This window comes from Caballeronia zhejiangensis, from assembly GCF_000698575.1.
In the GTDB taxonomy this organism is placed as follows: domain Bacteria; phylum Pseudomonadota; class Gammaproteobacteria; order Burkholderiales; family Burkholderiaceae; genus Caballeronia; species Caballeronia zhejiangensis.
Genome location: NZ_JFHD01000008.1, coordinates 54,967 through 70,488, shown reverse-complemented (window position 1 = coordinate 70,488; position 15,522 = coordinate 54,967). Strand labels below are relative to the sequence as shown.

Below are 15,522 nucleotides of genomic sequence, written 5' to 3'. Positions count from 1 at the left end.
TCAGTCCCTCAGGCGCCGCGCGGCGATCGAGCGCAGCGTACGGTAGAACAGGGCCGCGATGATGAGCGCGGCGAGCACGCCGGCGAGCACCAGCAGAATCGGATGCGACGACAGCGCCCAGCGCATGTAGTGCATCGGCGAAAGATGGCCGACGTAGTACGCCTCGCCGTTCGACGTGACCGTCACCGTGCGGCCGTGGATCACGGCCATCGCGCCTTGAATCGACGGCAGCAGGTCGTTGTCGAGCAGCGCCGCGGAAAGATCGGCGTCGGACTGGCCCGCCGCGCTGATGAGCGCCACCGCGCTGCGCCCGCTCTTGAGCGGCGATTCGAAGCCGGTCAGAAGCGCATCGCCGTTCGAGCTGACGAGCGACAAATCCGCGCGTGCGGGCGAGCGTTCCGGGCCTTGCTCGCCATGCCACCAGTCGACGAGCTTGAACGCGACATCGGAAAGCTGGAACGTGCGCGCGTCGCCGTCGCCGGAAAAGGGCATCTGCTTCGCCCAGCGTTGCAGCAGCGGCTGGCGTCCGGGCGAACCGAGTATCAGCAGATCCTTGTCGGCGAAGCGGTCGACGTCGTTCGCGCTCGTGACCGTCACGCCCGTCACCGGATAACCCGTCGATGCGCCCATGCGGCCCATTTCGAGCAGATACAAGCTGTAGTCGGCCGAGTTCGGCTCGTTCGGCAGCACGACCGCCGTCTGCGAAAGATCGGCCATGCGCGTGAACGGGAAGCCGCCGTTGGCGAACGCGGCCAGATCGGGCAGCGCCATGTAGTGCGGGAAACCGGAGAGATCGATGGTCGAATTCGGATCGACCGCGCCGACGACGTTATCGAGCACGCGGCCCTGGCATTCGCCGGTCTTCGGGATGTCGTAATAGAAATGCAGACGCAGTTGCGCGCGCGGCGTGATGAGCAGCGGCGGCAGATAAATCTCGCGGCGCGCGGCGACCGTCTTGTCCGGCATCACGCGGCTGAAGTAGTGACCGAGATCGAACGTCGATGTGGATACGGCCGGAATGCGCAGCGACTGCACGAAGCCATTGTTGACGCTGATATTGAGCGACGAGCGATCCGGCGCGGGCCGCACCGTGTAGCGATAGCCGAGATCGACGGGCACGCCCTTCGTCTGCCACATGAAGAGATCGGGCGGCACGCGCAGATTCACGCGCACGGCATCGGCGTCGTAGCCGTAGGCGGTCAGGTCGCGCGCTTCCGCGAGCTCGCCGAAGCGCACCGGGCGGTCGGTCGGCAGCCAGTTGGGGGCATCGTACGGGCGGCGCGGCTGAAGGTCGTTGAACTGCGTGATCGTCGCGCTCGTGCCGGACAGCGTGTTCTGTCCGACGCCAAGGGCCTTCGCGGCGGTCTTCAGCTCGTTGTCGTCGCGGCCGAGCACGAGCAAGAGACGCCCGCGCGCGTTCGCGTCGCGTTCGACGAGCGCGATCGTCGGACCGGAGACAGCAGGAATGTCGACGCCCGCGATCTTCGCATCGCCGATGGCGAACACCACGGCATTGCCCGACAGCGGCACGTTGTCCGTCTGCGCCGGAAAGATCGCGCCGCGATAGCCCGCGAGCGAGCCGAAGTACGACGCGACCATGCCGGCGGCTTCGAGCGTCGGCAGGCTCGGCTTGCCCGCGAACACGAAAGGCAGTTCGAGGCGGCGCACGTCGCGCCGGTCGAAGAACGGAGTCGGCAGCGCGGCGAGATCGGGCTTGTTCGCGATCGACGCATACGTGAGATCGAGCGAACTCGCGTTGCTGACGGTCGCCCAGAGCGTCGAGTTCGACGGATCCTCGCACTGCTGCGTGTAGTGGCCGATCAACTGCACGTTGAGGTGATTGAACTCGGTGATGAAGCGCGGATCGATCGCCACGTCGCGCGCGACCAGCGTGCCGGCCTGTTCTTTCGGCACCGGCAGCGTCGCGGCCACTTCGCCGTTGATGAGCACCTTCAACTGCGAAATCGACGGCAACAGCGACGGCGAATAGCTATAGATCAGATGCAGGATCGCGCCGGTCACGACTTCGTCGCCGCGCACCGAAAACGCGATGCCGTTCTGGCCATCGGTGCCGCGCAGTTGCAGCGGATCGAGCGCGCCGTAATCGGCGAAGGTCAGCGTCTGACGGCGGCCGCCCGGAACCAGCGTGCCGGGATCGGCGGTCGTCGGAATGCGCGACGTGAGCGGCTTCTCGGGCTTGCCGGAAAACGCGGGCACGGGCATCGCGAGCGGCGCTTGCTGAATCGACGCCGGGTTGTAGACGACGGCGGGACTCGGCGCGGGCACGGCGCCGACGCCGGTCGCCTGCTGCGCGCCGCCGGTTGCCGCAGCGCTTTCGGCCGCCGCCGCGATGGACGCGAAGGGCGCGGCGAACGCCGTCTGCAAGGCCACGAAGACGGCCAGCGCGCGTGCAAAGGGTCGTTCGCAAAAACGCGGCGCGCGCTCGCCCGTTTCTTTTTCAACGCGCAACTTCGACATACCGATGCCCATTTTTATTGGTCTTTGGTTTTCAGCTTCTTCACATCGACCGGGCGCTTGTTCATCCAGGTTCGAAGGTCGCTGTACAAGTGCTCGAACAGTCCCGCGATGCCGCGCGTGCCGACGAGCAGCACATGCGACAGGCCGCGCAACGGCGTGTCCGGACGGCGTCCCTCCGACCATCCGGTCCAGGCGTCCGCGCGCGCGAAAGTGGTCTTCACGAAGTCGTATTCCTGCTCGCGCGTGAGTTGCGAGAAGCGCAGGCCGACGCGTCCGGGTTCCGTATAGCCGACCGTCGCCGGAAACGCGTATTCCTCGTCGCCGCGAAAGAGCGAGACGGTGACGCGCTCGTGCATCGGCACTTCGATCTTGCTCGGCAACGCGACGCCGACGCCGCCTTCCGAATAATCGATGGTCTCGCAGGCGAGCGTGCGGCCGGTCGAGAACTTGAGCATGACGGGCATTTTCATCGTGACGCGATGCGTCGCGCGGACCTGCTTGCGCTCGCTCGCCGCCGCCACCGATGCGCCGAGAATCAGCATGTTGTAGACCGTCCAGCAGAGGTTGAGGATGGTCGTGTTCACTTCGCTGCGCACATGCCAGTTGATGGCGATATGCACGATGCCCGCGACGAAGCCGAGCAGATTGAGGAGCAGCAGGAACAGATACGGCCGCGAGATGGACCAGTCGAAGTAATCCTTCGCGATCTGCCCGCCCTTGGCCGTCACGTTGAACTTGCCGAGCTTCGGGTTGATGACGGCGAGCAGCGTCGGCGCGGTGATGTACGACGCGAGCACCGATTCGTACACTTCGGCCCAGAACGAATGGCGGAAGCTGCGCTGCATGCGCGAATTGGTGATGCTCGCGTGCATCATGTGCGGCAGCGCGAAGATCGCGATGGTGCTCGCCGCCGCTTCGATCACATGCGCGCCGAAGAACAGATACGACAGCGGCGCGGTAAGAAACACGAGACGCGGCACGCCGTAGAAGAAGTGCAGCATGCCGTTGAGATAACACAGCCGCTGGCCGATCTTGAGGCCCTTGCCGGTAAGCGGATTGTCGATGCGGAAGATCTGCGTCATGCCGCGCGCCCAGCGGATGCGCTGCCCGATATGCCCTGAAAGACTTTCCGTGGCAAGACCGGCGGCCTGCGGAATCGCGAGGTACGCGGTCGTATAGCCGAGCCGATGCAGCTTGAGCGCCGTATGCGCGTCTTCGGTCACGGTCTCGACCGCGATGCCGCCGATTTCCTCGACCATCGAACGGCGCAGCACGGCGCAGGAGCCGCAAAAGAAGGTCGCGTTCCAGAGATCGTTGCCGTCCTGCACGAGACCGTAGAACAGTTCGCCTTCGTTCGGCACCTTGCGGAACGTGCCGAGATTGCGTTCGAACGGATCGGGCGAGAAGAAATGGTGCGGCGTCTGCAGCATCGACAGCAGCTTGTCGCGCAGGAACCAGCCGAGGCAGATTTGCAGGAAGGAGCGCGTCGGGATGTGATCGCAATCGAAGATCGCGAGGAATTCGCCCTTCGTGATCTTGAGCGCCTCGTTGATGTTCCCCGCCTTCGCGTGACGGTTATGCGTGCGGATCGTCCAGTTGACGCCCACTTCCTCGCAGAACGTCTTGAATTCGGGGCGACGGCCGTCGTCGAGTACGTGGATCGCGAGCTTGTCCGACGGATAGTCGAGCGCGAGCGCCGCGTAGATCGTCGGCTTCACGACGGAAAGCGGCTCGTTGTACGTCGGGATGAATACGTCGACGGTCGGCCACTGGCTGCGGTCGGCCGGCAGCGGCAAGGGCTTTCTCTTCAGCGGCCACGCGGTCTGGAAGTAGCCGAGCATGAGCACGAGGGTCGCGTAGACTTCGGCGGCGACGAGCAACATGCCCCAGGCGGCGTCGAGCGGACGTTCCCAGTAAGTCGTTTCCGTGAGCCGCCAGAACATGTAGCGGCCCGACGCGACGATCGACAGCATGATCATCACGAGCGTCGCGTACTGGCCTTGCAGGCGGCGAAAGCCGAGCGCGCAGACGAAGCAGATCGTCGCGAACGCGAGTTGCTGGCCGAACGCGAGCGGCACCGTGACGACGAAGTAAAGCGCGAACGCGGCGAAGAGCGTGAGCAGGATCACGACGATCCGGCTGCTCCAGATGCCTGCATCGACGAAACGTTCGAGGCGCGAGGTCGCGACGCTCACTTCGGTCTCGGGCGACGGGATCTTGGCGGAACTCATGCGAGCTTCCTCGGCGAAGCGGCCATCGCATCGACGGCCGAGAGGAGCCACTCGCCGCACGCGCGCAAATCGGCGGCGGCTTGCGACAGCGGATCGTAGTGGATGAGCGTCGTGTCGCACGCGAGCGATTCGGAGACGCCTTCGTCCTGATGGATGACGCCCGGAAACAGCTTCGTGCCGAGCATGTTGCGCAGCACCTTCAGCACGTCCTTGCTCAATTGACGCGACTGATCGACCTGATTCACGACGTAGCCCTGACCCGCGAAATCGGCGCGCGGCGCAGCGTAGGCGTCGATCATGCGCTCCATGCCGGGGATCGCGGCGTAGGACGCGGCATCGGCCAGCACGACGTTCAGCGCGAAGTTCGCCGCCGTCAGCGCGGTGCGCGTGTAGACGGACGAGCCCGGCGGCGTATCGACGATCACGATGTCGTTGGGGTCGAGCGCGAGCGAACCGAGCGCATGCGCGAGCCACGCCGGATCGCTATCGACGAGCGCCTCGAAGCGGCGGCGGTCGTCTTCGGTCACCGCGCCGTAAGGCAGCACGGTCACGCCGTCGACGCCATCGAACATCACCGTCTGCCAGGGATCGCGGCTGAGCGTCGCGCGCGAGATGCCGTCGATGCTGTCGAGCGGAATGCCGAAGTGCAGGCGCAGCGCGTTCTGCGGATCGAGATCGAGCACGATCACGCGACGATTGCGCGCGGCGAGCACCGACGCCAGATTGGCGGCGAGCGTCGTCTTCCCGACACCGCCTTTCGCGGAAACTACCGTGATGACTTTCATGAGCGTGAGAGGCGGCTCGCGCGAGCGTGCGCGTTCGTGAATTCGTCGCCCTGCGGACGGGCGTGGCGCAGGCGCTCGAACATGGCGTCGAGCGAGTTCGCGGACGCGCTCGGCGCGCTCTGCGTTTGCGGCTTGAAGAGCTTGCCGAGGATCGATTGCGGCGCGGCGGGCGCAGCGGCTGTCACCGGCGCGACTTGCGCAGGCGTGCGGCGCGCCGCGAAGTCCGTTCCGAACGAGGCGGCGGGGCGCGCGAGTTCAGTAGCGTTCGATTCGACCGGCGGGACCATTGTATGAACCGGCGCTGCGTTCGTCTTGGACACGGTCGCCGAATCTGGAATCGTTTCCGTTTGCGCCGGCGCCGATTCGCCGAGCACCGAAAAGCGCAGCGCGCTCAACGACTCCGCCGCCGGCGGATTGACGGCCGGAATCGTGCGGCGATGCGGCCGCGTGAAGAGAGGCTGCCTGCCGCGATGGATCGGCGTCGGCTTGTCGGCATGGTGAGCGGCGGGCGGGGCGGCGGCTTCGTCCGGGCGCGCCCGCGCGGCGTTCGGCTGCACGTCGTGGCGCGGCGCGATCTCCGGAATCGCCGGCTGCGCGAAGTCGAGCGTGGCAAGCAGCGGCCAGCGGGTGCGGGCCGTCGTGGCCTCCTTCTCCCGGCCGATTTCCTGATAGTCGCCTGCATTGCCGCCGAAATGATCGAAGAGCTTCTCGATATCGCGCGAAGTATTCATGATGCCGCTTCCTCGTCGTGCCTGTTCTTGATGCCTGGCCGGTGCTGCCTGTTTTTAGCCGCCCGTTCGGGGCGGTCGATGCCGCCGCGTCGAGGCGGCGGTCGCAATGTGCTGAAGATGCTTCAGGCCGCGACGCGCGCGAGCCTGAATTCGATGGCCGCGTCGTCGCCGAAGTCGCTAGCCTGACGGATCGCGAGTCCTTGTGCGCCGAGCCCGGCAAGCCATCGCTGATACGCGCCTTCGAGGAACGCGGGCGTCCATGCGAGCGCGCTTTCGCCGAAGGCGGGCAGCGGCGCGCAGAAATGCACGATGCTCAGATAGTCGCGCTCGTCGGAGAGCTCGACGAAGCCCCAGTCGGTGTCGTGCCACAGCGCGTTGAGCGCGTCGGCGAGCGCCGACGTGGAATCGCAGGGCGGCAGCGGCCGGGCTTCGGCGAAGCGGCTGCCGACGTTGTGCATCAGTTGACGCAGTTCGTTGCGCCCGATCTGCGCTTCGAACTCCTCCGCGAGCGCTGCCAAAAGGCCGCGCCATTGTCTGGAAATCTGACTGTCCAACAGATAATCGAAAATAGCGGCCATGTTTTGTTCGGCAGGGCGTGAGCCGCCGCGCGTGGTTGATCGGTCCTGCAGACTTGTTTGCGTTCTCGCGGGGGACTGCCGAACCGCGACGATGGATCCGGACGTTTGTCCAGGCGCTATGACACGTCTGAACTTACTTCAATGCAGTTGTTTTCGCCAGTAGAAACACTAGCAGAGGATTTTTTGTCGGATCGGGCGATCAGGACGCAGCAGACGACCCAATTCGGGCGTTCGGCCCTCGCGAGGATGGACGAAATATCGACAGACGCGCGCTATTCCGAAGTCGGATTCGGGCTCGCCCGCAACGGCGGCGGAAGTGTACCATCTCGTTAATGAGCAAAATCAGAGCGTTGGCTCTGAATCACACCGATTGACTTTTCGCGAAACGGCGCAGCCACGGCGTGAACTAAGCCATTGTTTTGTCTGATTAAACGGCCTAAACGCAATCGGACGCGTTGCGGGGCATTTATCTCCCGCAGGCAACGGCCGACAGGCAATCGAAACGCCGCTTCAAAGGGTTTCGCAAGGCCAAAAAAAACGCCCCGAATGGGGCGTTTCGTATGACGTTTAGAACGTTCAGGGATTCGCGCGTACGGCGTCCCTGACTGCGTCCATCACAATGCCGTAATTGAGCGGGATGTCCAGCGAATCGGAGTAGCCGGGTTCGTCGGCGGACTCCTTGGGGACAGCGTGAACCGGAATCGGTTCGTAGGCGGTTTCGCCTGCCGGATTGTCGCGTCCTTCGATGGCACCCTGCAATTGCGGATTCTTCACGGTTAACTCCTTCCGGTAATGGAGCGGCGAGGAACTGCAATATAAACCAATGTCATGACATTTTGGCGACTTCGATTTGGAAACTCGCTCCGAAACTGCTGCGGGCGGCGCGCCGGTAATCGCCGCTGTCGCGCATCTCGAAAGAGTGCGGGGCCTCTAGTTTAATGGTGCGGCGCGCCTCCGAAAGCGCCGTTTCATTATGACGATCGCATGCCGATATTGCGCCCGCCTCGCGAATTCGGCCCGGAAATTGCATGAGTCCATGTTTATCAGGTAAGTTTTTAATCATCGCCGCACGCTATTCGATTCTACGAATCGGTATTCTCCGGAAACAAACTCCATCGAAAGCGTCGGCTGTGGCGCCGGTTATTTCGCTCTATCATCAACCGCGCGGTCGGATCACGCCGGCGCGCCTGCCGCACATGCAAAGGAGAAAGTGGCAATGAGCAGAATCGCGATCATCGGGGCGACGGGCAATGTCGGCAGCCGTCTGGTGGAAGAATCGTTGCGCCGCGGACACACGGTCACGGCGATCGCGCGCGATACGTCCGGGCTCGCGCAGCGCGATGGCCTCACTCCGCTGAACGTCGATGCCCTCGATGCCGACGCGCTCGCCGCCGCGCTCGCCGGACACGACGCCGTGTTCAGCGCGACGCGCTTCGCCACGGTCTCCGAGCCGGCCATCGTGGAGCCGGTGAAGCGGGCGGGCGTGCGGCGCCTGCTGGTCGTGGGCGGCGCGGGCAGCCTGTACGCGGCGCCCGGCCAGCGCGTGCTCGATTTGCCCGATTTCCCCCCGGCGTACAAACCGGAAGCTACGGCGGGCGCGGCATTTCTCGACGCGTTGCGGCGCGAACGCGACGTCGACTGGACGTTCATCTCGCCGTCGGCGGAATTCGTACCGGGTCCGCGGACGCAGAAATTCCGGCTCGGCGTCGACGAATTGCTCGTCGACGGCAGCGGCCGTAGCTGGATTTCGTTCGATGATTACGCGATCGCGTTTCTGAACGAGTTCGAACGCGAATCGCACATCAAACAGCGCATCACCATCGGATATTGAACGCCGTCAGCCGTGCAAATCGACTTCCATTTGCTCGGCGTCTTTGGGCATCGCGGCGGCCAGAATCATCGCGGATGCGTTTTGCGGCTTCGGATCGCGCTGCGACGGCCGATAAACCTGATCCCCGCGATGAATCGGCATTCCCGATAGCGAGCACACGCCTTCGGCCGTCGCCGTGGTTGCGCGCCAGCCCTGATAGCCGTAGTGGCACGTACCGGGATCGGACCAGTACACGAGCGCCGTCGCGCTGCTCGGGCGCTCGATCACGCGCACGATGGCTTGCGGAAACGGCAGCCGATCATCCGAATGATGCGGATGCGTGCGATTCCAGTCGCGCGTCAGGCGTTCGAGAAACGCGCTCTCCGCGCGGGCGGATTTCTGGGAAGGTGCGGTGCGGGCGATATCCGTGGGCATCGCCTCGAGCAGGTGAACCGTCTGTGACCACGGGTCCGCTCTTTTCGTAAAAGCTGTCATGGCATTGTTCCAGGCTTTGACTCGACCTAGAACGTACGTCATTAAGCATATTCCGATAAATACCGCATCAGTGAATACACTATCCCGTTGCTGCGAATAATCGGGCGGCAACACAAGCGACCCTTCGTCGCGCCTTGGTGGGCGGGCGTTTAAGCGATTCGTAAGCTCCCTCGCGGGCCGGTGCAGACCGAAAAACCGACCGGAATCTTCCTCGTTCGCGAGCGTTTTGCGCGATTTGTACGGCAAGAGCACCTGGCGCGGATGCGAGAGCGACAGCGAGGCCCCGATCGGAGCCTCGCGGGATGGGCCCTTCGCATAGTCCTCGATGCGCGTCGCGGACCGGCCAATTTACGCGACGGCGCGCGCCGCCGCGCGGCCTCGCAGCCACTCCAACGCGAGCAGCAGGCTCGTCGAGAACACGATGAGAATCGTTGCGAGCGCCGCTATCGTCGGGCTGATATTTTCGCGGATGCCGGTGAACATCTGCCGTGGCAGCGTCGTCTGGTCGGCGCCGGCGAGAAAGAGCGTGACCACGACTTCGTCGAACGAAGTGGCGAACGCGAACAGCGCGCCCGAAATCACGCCCGGCGCGATGACCGGCAGCGTCACGCGGAAGAATGTCTTGAGCGGGCTCGCGCCGAGCGACTGACTCGCGCGCACGAGATTGTGGTTGAAGTTCTGCAACGTCGCGCCGACGGTCGTCACGACGAAGGGCACGCCGAGCGCCGCGTGCGCCAGAATCAGCCCGAAATACGTGTTCGCGATGCCGAGCGGTGCAAAAAACAGATACATGCCGACGCCGACGACGATCACCGGCACGATCATCGGCGAGATGAGCACGGCCATCAGCACGCTCTTGCCGATGAAATTCGCCTTCGTCAGTCCGACCGCGGCGAGCGTGCCGAGGATCGTCGCGACGAGCGTTGCCGAAGGTGCAACGATGAAGCTGTTCTTCGCCGCCATGCGCCATTCCTGCGACATGACGAGGTTGTGATACCAGCGCATCGACCAGCCGGGAATCGGATAGACGAGGAACGTGCTCGACGAGAACGACAGCGGCACGATTGCAAGCACAGGCAGGATCAGATACAGGAGCGTCAGCACGCACAGGATGCGCAGCGCGAAATACCAGATGCGCTCGATCGCGGACGTGTGCGGCGCGAACATCGGTTTGGCGAGTTTCATCTTCTTTACCCCAGGCTCACGTTCGCGCGCGTGAAGCGGCCGTAGACCACGTAGAGCAGCAGCGTCGCGGCGAGCAGCAGCGCGCCGAGCGCGCACGCCATGCCCCAGTTGATCGTCACGTTGGTGAAGTAGGCGATGTAATAGCTGACCATCTGATCGTTCGGCCCGCCGAGGAGCGCCGGCGTGATGTAATAGCCGATGGCGAGAATGAACACGAGCAGCACGCCCGCGCCGATGCCCGGATACGTCTGCGGCACGTACACGCGCCAGAACGCGGCGAACGGATGACTGCCGAGCGACACGGCCGCGCGCTGATACGTCGGCGGCACGGATTTCATGACGCTGTAGAGCGGCAGGATCATGAACGGCAGCAGGATATGCGTCATCGAGATATACACGCCGACACGATTGAACAGCAGCGCGAGCGGCGAGCCGATCAGTCCCGCGCCGATCAGCGCCGTGTTCACGAGGCCCTCGCTTTGCAGCAGCACGATCCACGCGGCGACACGCACCAGTACCGACGTCCAGAACGGGATCAGCACGAGCACCATCACGAGGTTGGCGCGGCGTTCGGGCAGCGTCGAAATCCAGTACGCGAGCGGATAGCCGAGCAGCAAGGCAAACAGCGTCACGCCGACGCCGATCACGAACGTGCGGCCGAATACGTTCAGATAGATCGATTGATCCGGGTCCGCATGGACGATATTGCCGAAGCCGTCCTGCTTGTGATCCAGCGACGCGAGGACATAGAACGGCGAATAGCGGCCGGCGTTCTTCGCGATCGCCTGCCAATAGGCGGGATCGTTCCAGCGCTCGTCGAGTTCGACGATCTTCGACTTGATCTGCGCGGCGGGCAGTGGCTTGCCGTCGTCGCCGGTGAGCGGCATCGCGCGCGCGGTCTTCGCGACGAGCGAGCGGTAGCCCGGAATCTCGGTGTTCAGCCGGCGGGCGAGGGCGCCCATCGATTCGCCTTCGGAAATCGCGGTCAAATCCTGCGCGAGCGCGGCATACGCTTCATCGGATGGCGGCGTCTTGCGGTCCCATTTCGCGAGCGCGGCGCCGGTGTGCGGCAGCGCATTGGCCACTTCGGGATTTTCGATGGCGCGTGTGAGCAGCGCGCCGATCGGCACGACGAAAATCAGAAACAGGAAGATGGCGAGCGGCGCGATCAGCGCGAGCGCCATCGCGCGCTTTTTCGCATCGGCGATCTTCAGTTCGCGCTTCAGACGCGCGCTCGATTCGCGCGATTCTTCCGCGGGGATCGTCATGGTGTTCACGCTTGTGTCTCCTTCTTGACGGTCGCGCCTCCTGGCGACGCGCGACCGTCGCGCCAGCCAGTGCTTACTTCGACGCCCACGCGGTAAAGCGCTGCTCGAGCTCGTCCCCGTGATCGGTCCAGAACGCCATGTCCTGCAGCACGGCGTTCTTCGCGTTCTCAGGCGAGTTCGGCATGTCGGCCTTGGTCTTCGCGTCGAGCGCGGCGATCGCGGCCTTGTTCACCGGGCCGTACGCGATGTTCTTCGCATAGGTTTCCTGCGGCTTCTGCGACACCGAATACGCGATGAACTGCTGCGCGACGTCCTTGTTCGGCGAGCCCTTCGGAATCGCCCAGTAGTCGAGGTCGTAGATGCTGCCGTTCCAGACGACCTTCAGGTTCTTGCCTTCCTTGCGCGCAGCGTCGATACGGCCGTTGTACGCGGTGGACATCACGACATCGCCCGCGACGAGGAATTGCGGCGGCTGCGCGCCCGCTTCCCACCACTGAATCGACGGCTTGAGTTCGTCGAGCTTCTTGAATGCGCGATCCGCGCCCGCCTTGGTACCGAGCACCTTGTAGACGTCCTTCGGCGCGACGCCGTCGGCCATCAGCGCGAATTCGAGGTTGTAGCGCGCGCCCTTGCGCATGCCACGCTTGCCGGGGAATTTCTTCGTGTCCCAGAAGTCCGCCCAGCCGGCCGGAGCGGTCTTCAGCTTGTCGCCGTTGTAGGCGAGCGCGGTGGACCACACGAAGAAGCCGACGCCGCAGGTTTGCGGCGATTCGGGCACGAGATCGGATTTCTTCGCGATCTTCGACCAGTCGAGCTTTTCATAGAGACCTTCGTCGCAGCCGCGGCCGAGATCGCCGGATTCCACTTCGACGACGTCCCAGTTGACGTGCTTCGCTTCGACCATCGCCTTGACCTTGGCCTGCTCGCCGTTGTATTCGACGGCCGTGACCTTGTTCTTCGACGACTGCTCGAAGGGCTGGTTGAACGCGACTTTCTGCGCGTCGCCGTTCGCGCCGCCGAAGTTGACGACGGTGATTTCCGCCGCGCCCGACATCGCCGACGCGCATGCGAGCGCCGCCGCCATGGAACACAAAGCGAACTTCTTCATGATGGTTTCCTCTCTTCTTCGACTTGGTTTTGTCAGTGGACCTACGGTTGGGAAGTTCAGGCGAACACGCGCAGATGCTCGGGCGCGAATTCGAGCGCGACGGGCGCGCCGGGCGTGAAGCCGTCGAGCGCGGGCGTGCCGAGCGGCACCTTGACGAAGCATTCGTCCTGTTCGCGCACGCCGCAGCGCATGCGAACGTGGTCGCCGAAATAGATGAGGCTTTTCGCTTCGCCGGACAGCGCGTTGATGTTGCCGTTCGCATGGCCGTTGCCTTGCGTGAGATCCGTGAGCTTCATGCGTTCGGGCCGGATGCACGCAATCGCTTCCGCGCCGGGCTTCGCGTTCGCGACATTGAGCCCGGACACGCGCGTGCCGTCGGCTAAACGGATCTCGCAGAATTCGCCCTGAATCTGTTCGATGGTCCCGCGCAGCCGGTTACTGTCGCCGATGAAGTTCGCGACGAACTCGTTGCACGGCGCTTCATACAGATGATCGACGGTGTCGAGCTGCTGCACGATGCCCTTGTCGAATACGGCGACGCGGTCGGACATGGTGAGCGCTTCGCCCTGATCGTGCGTGACGTAGACGAACGTGACGCCGAGCTTCTCGTGCAGCGCCTTGAGTTCGATCTGCATGTGCTCGCGCAACTGCTTGTCGAGCGCGCCGAGGGGTTCGTCCATCAGCACGAGCTTGGGTTCGAACACGAGCGCGCGGGCGAGCGCGATACGCTGCTGCTGCCCGCCGGAAAGCTGCGCCGGATAACGCTTCGCGAAGCTCTCCATGCGAACCATCTTGAGCGCGTTGTTCACGCGATGCGCGCGCTCTTCGGCGGACATCTTCCGAACGGTCAGCGGATATTCGACGTTCTGCTGCACCGAAAGATGCGGAAAGAGCGCGTAGTTCTGAAACACCATGCCGATGTCGCGCTTGTGCGGCGGCACTTTGTTGAGCAACTTGCCGTCGAGCCAGATCTCGCCGCCGGTCGGGAACTCGAAGCCGGCGAGCATCATGAGACAGGTCGTCTTGCCCGAGCCGGATGGCCCGAGCAGCGTGAGAAATTCGCCCTGATAGATGTCGAGATCGAGCGATTTGACGACGAGCGTTTCGCCGTCGTACGTCTTTCGAACGCCGCGAAAACTGACGATCACCTGATCGGATTTCATCTGTCCGTGTCTCCTTCGGAAAAACCCTGTTGCTGACTGCCGGACGGCTGCCGACGTGCGGAAATTATTTCCACTACCTGCGATAACTATAGCCCGCCACGGTTCTACAATGTGGAGCCATTTCAATATTCAAAATAGAACCACTTGAGGGTGACCGGAATAGTGGTTTTCATGCGATGGGAGATACCGTGGATACGATCATCCTGGCCGACTGGCTGAGCGCGCGGCTCGATCGCACGGCCGCCGAGCCGATGTACCGGCAAGTGCTCGAACTGATGCAGCAGGCCATTCTCACGAGCCAGCTCGCGCCGGGCACGAAGTTGCCGAGTTCGCGCACGCTCGCGATCGATCTCGGCATCGCGCGCAATACCGTCCTGCATGTCTACGATCAGCTCACGGCCGAAGGCTATGTGAATTCGACGACCGGCAGCGGCACGTATGTCGCCGACACCGCGCCGCGCGATGGCGTCGCGAAGAAAGCGAAAGCCGAGGAAACGAAGGCGTCGTGCACGATCTCGCGGCGCGGCGAGCGCCTGATCGCGCAGGCGGGCGTGTCGCCGAAACAGTGGGGCGCGTTCATGCCCGGCGTGCCGGACGTCGCCGAGTTTCCGGCACGCACATGGAGCCGCTTGCAGGCGCGTCTATGGAAGCGCGCGAACCCCGATCTGCTGACGTATGCGCCGGGCGGCGGCTATCGTCCGCTGCGGCGTGCGTTGTCGGATTATTTGCGCGTCGCGCGCTCCGTGAAGTGTCAGCCAGACCAGATCATCATCACGACCGGCATTCATCAGTCGATCGATCTCGCCGTGCGCCTGCTCACCGACTTCGGCGATCGCGCGTGGGTCGAGGAGCCGTGCTACTGGGGCGCGCGCAGCGTGCTGCAATCGTCGGGGCTGACGCTCGTGCCGATTCCCGTCGACGAGGAAGGGCTCAATCCGGCCGCGCGCGACATGACCGAGCCGCCGCGCATCGCGCTCGTGACGCCGTCGCATCAATATCCGCTCGGCATGGTGATGAGTCTCGCGCGGCGTCGCGCGCTGCTCGAGTTCGCGCGCCAGCACAAGGTGTGGATCATCGAGGACGATTACGACAGCGAGTTCCGCTACGGCAGCCGGCCGCTTTCGTCGTTGCAGGGACTCGACGACGCGGGGCAGGTGATCTATGTCGGCAGTCTCGGCAAGATGCTTTATCCCGGCTTGCGCATGGGTTACATGGTCGTGCCGGAGGAGCTTGTCGAAACGTTTCGCATCGGCGTGGCGGAACTGTATCGCGAAGGGCAACTGATGCAGCAGGCGGTGCTGACCGAGTTCATTCTCGACGGGCACCTGACGTCGCATGTGCGGCGCATGCGCGGACTGTACGGCGAGCGTCGCGAATTGCTGATCAACGCGATCCGCGCGCGTTTCGGCGATACGCTCGCCGTGCGCGGCGACGAAGCCGGACTGCATTTCGTGCTCGAACTGCCGCAGTTCGTCGACGATCGCGCGGTCGCCGCCGATGCGCTGGCGGCCGGCGTCGTCACGCGCCCACTGGTCAATTACTTCATGAACCGCGACGAGGCGTTGCGCGGTTTGATGCTTGGCTACGCGTGCGTGCCGAATCATGACATCGCGCCGAATTTCGCGAAGCTCGCCGATGTGATCGAGCACGCAATGGCGCCCATGCAGGTCGCGCAGGCATGAAGCCGTTC

Annotated in this window: 14 protein-coding genes; 2 read left to right on the top strand and 12 right to left on the bottom strand. The window is 63.9% G+C overall.

Going from position 1 to position 15,522, the window contains the following annotated elements; genetic code table 11:
• The 7 genes from bcsB to BG60_RS13400 form a co-directional block, all read right to left on the bottom strand.
• Nucleotides 1–2,490, bottom strand: coding sequence for a cellulose biosynthesis cyclic di-GMP-binding regulatory protein BcsB (bcsB, locus tag BG60_RS13430; protein ID WP_008353640.1), 2,490 nt, complete (start codon nt 2,488–2,490; stop codon nt 1–3).
• A gap of 2 nt (nt 2,491–2,492) precedes the next feature.
• Entirely contained in the window at nt 2,493–4,709 is a 2,217-nt protein-coding gene (gene bcsA, locus BG60_RS13425; RefSeq protein ID WP_033537141.1) for a UDP-forming cellulose synthase catalytic subunit, read from the bottom strand.
• Nucleotides 4,706–5,494 carry a cellulose biosynthesis protein BcsQ gene (gene bcsQ, locus BG60_RS13420; protein ID WP_008353638.1) on the bottom strand — a complete coding sequence of 263 codons (789 nt, stop codon included), beginning with the start codon at nt 5,492–5,494 and terminating at the stop codon, nt 4,706–4,708. Before bcsQ ends, bcsA begins: the two co-directional genes overlap by 4 nt.
• Nucleotides 5,491–6,225, bottom strand: a complete 735-nt coding sequence (bcsP, locus tag BG60_RS13415) for a cellulose biosynthesis protein BcsP (protein ID WP_008353637.1) — start codon at nt 6,223–6,225, stop codon at nt 5,491–5,493. Before bcsP ends, bcsQ begins: the two co-directional genes overlap by 4 nt.
• 122 nt (nt 6,226–6,347) lie before the next feature.
• Complete coding sequence (gene bcsD, locus BG60_RS13410) at nt 6,348–6,803, bottom strand: cellulose biosynthesis protein BcsD (RefSeq protein WP_008353636.1); 456 nt, start codon at nt 6,801–6,803, stop codon at nt 6,348–6,350.
• Between the two features lie 576 nt (nt 6,804–7,379).
• Nucleotides 7,380–7,577 carry a hypothetical protein gene (locus tag BG60_RS13405; protein WP_008353634.1) on the bottom strand — a complete coding sequence of 66 codons (198 nt, stop codon included), beginning with the start codon at nt 7,575–7,577 and terminating at the stop codon, nt 7,380–7,382.
• 52 nt (nt 7,578–7,629) lie between these two features.
• A complete protein-coding gene (locus BG60_RS13400) occupies nt 7,630–7,866 on the bottom strand; it encodes a hypothetical protein (RefSeq protein WP_033537140.1) in 237 nt (78 codons plus the stop codon).
• 153 nt (nt 7,867–8,019) lie between these two features.
• On the opposite strand from BG60_RS13400, the gene BG60_RS13395 reads away from it, so the two are divergent.
• Nucleotides 8,020–8,634, top strand: a complete 615-nt coding sequence (locus tag BG60_RS13395; protein ID WP_008353633.1) for an NAD(P)-dependent oxidoreductase — start codon at nt 8,020–8,022, stop codon at nt 8,632–8,634.
• A gap of 6 nt (nt 8,635–8,640) precedes the next feature.
• On the opposite strand, the gene BG60_RS13390 is transcribed toward BG60_RS13395, so the two are convergent.
• The 5 genes from BG60_RS13390 to BG60_RS13370 all read right to left on the bottom strand — a co-directional run bounded on the left by BG60_RS13390 (nt 8,641) and on the right by BG60_RS13370 (nt 13,832).
• A complete protein-coding gene (locus BG60_RS13390) occupies nt 8,641–9,108 on the bottom strand; it encodes a DUF3331 domain-containing protein (RefSeq protein WP_144403834.1) in 468 nt (155 codons plus the stop codon).
• Nucleotides 9,109–9,456: 348 nt separating this feature from the next.
• Nucleotides 9,457–10,293, bottom strand: a complete 837-nt coding sequence (locus BG60_RS13385) for an ABC transporter permease (protein WP_008353631.1) — start codon at nt 10,291–10,293, stop codon at nt 9,457–9,459.
• A 5-nt stretch (nt 10,294–10,298) separates the two neighbouring features.
• Nucleotides 10,299–11,570 (bottom strand): ABC transporter permease, encoded by a 1,272-nt coding sequence (locus BG60_RS13380; RefSeq protein WP_051079071.1) that lies wholly within the window; start codon nt 11,568–11,570, stop codon nt 10,299–10,301.
• A 64-nt stretch (nt 11,571–11,634) separates the two neighbouring features.
• Nucleotides 11,635–12,669, bottom strand: coding sequence for an ABC transporter substrate-binding protein (locus BG60_RS13375; RefSeq protein ID WP_008353629.1), 1,035 nt, complete (start codon nt 12,667–12,669; stop codon nt 11,635–11,637).
• 56 nt (nt 12,670–12,725) lie between these two features.
• Entirely contained in the window at nt 12,726–13,832 is a 1,107-nt protein-coding gene (locus tag BG60_RS13370) for an ABC transporter ATP-binding protein (RefSeq protein ID WP_008353628.1), read from the bottom strand.
• A 188-nt stretch (nt 13,833–14,020) separates the two neighbouring features.
• On the opposite strand from BG60_RS13370, the gene pdxR reads away from it, so the two are divergent.
• Nucleotides 14,021–15,514, top strand: a complete 1,494-nt coding sequence (gene pdxR, locus BG60_RS13365) for a MocR-like pyridoxine biosynthesis transcription factor PdxR (protein WP_034471872.1) — start codon at nt 14,021–14,023, stop codon at nt 15,512–15,514.
• Nucleotides 15,515–15,522: the final 8 nt, after the last annotated feature.

Coding starts and splice junctions, on each gene's coding strand:
- bcsA (WP_033537141.1), bottom strand. CDS start 4,709: ATGAGTTCCGCCAAGATCCCGTCGCCCGAGACCGAAGTGAGCGTCGCG.
- bcsP (WP_008353637.1), bottom strand. CDS start 6,225: ATGAATACTTCGCGCGATATCGAGAAGCTCTTCGATCATTTCGGCGGC.
- BG60_RS13390 (WP_144403834.1), bottom strand. CDS start 9,108: ATGACAGCTTTTACGAAAAGAGCGGACCCGTGGTCACAGACGGTTCAC.
- BG60_RS13400 (WP_033537140.1), bottom strand. CDS start 7,866: ATGATTAAAAACTTACCTGATAAACATGGACTCATGCAATTTCCGGGC.
- BG60_RS13395 (WP_008353633.1), top strand. CDS start 8,020: ATGAGCAGAATCGCGATCATCGGGGCGACGGGCAATGTCGGCAGCCGT.
- BG60_RS13385 (WP_008353631.1), bottom strand. CDS start 10,293: ATGAAACTCGCCAAACCGATGTTCGCGCCGCACACGTCCGCGATCGAG.
- BG60_RS13370 (WP_008353628.1), bottom strand. CDS start 13,832: ATGAAATCCGATCAGGTGATCGTCAGTTTTCGCGGCGTTCGAAAGACG.
- BG60_RS13375 (WP_008353629.1), bottom strand. CDS start 12,669: ATGAAGAAGTTCGCTTTGTGTTCCATGGCGGCGGCGCTCGCATGCGCG.
- bcsB (WP_008353640.1), bottom strand. CDS start 2,490: ATGGGCATCGGTATGTCGAAGTTGCGCGTTGAAAAAGAAACGGGCGAG.
- bcsQ (WP_008353638.1), bottom strand. CDS start 5,494: ATGAAAGTCATCACGGTAGTTTCCGCGAAAGGCGGTGTCGGGAAGACG.
- bcsD (WP_008353636.1), bottom strand. CDS start 6,803: ATGGCCGCTATTTTCGATTATCTGTTGGACAGTCAGATTTCCAGACAA.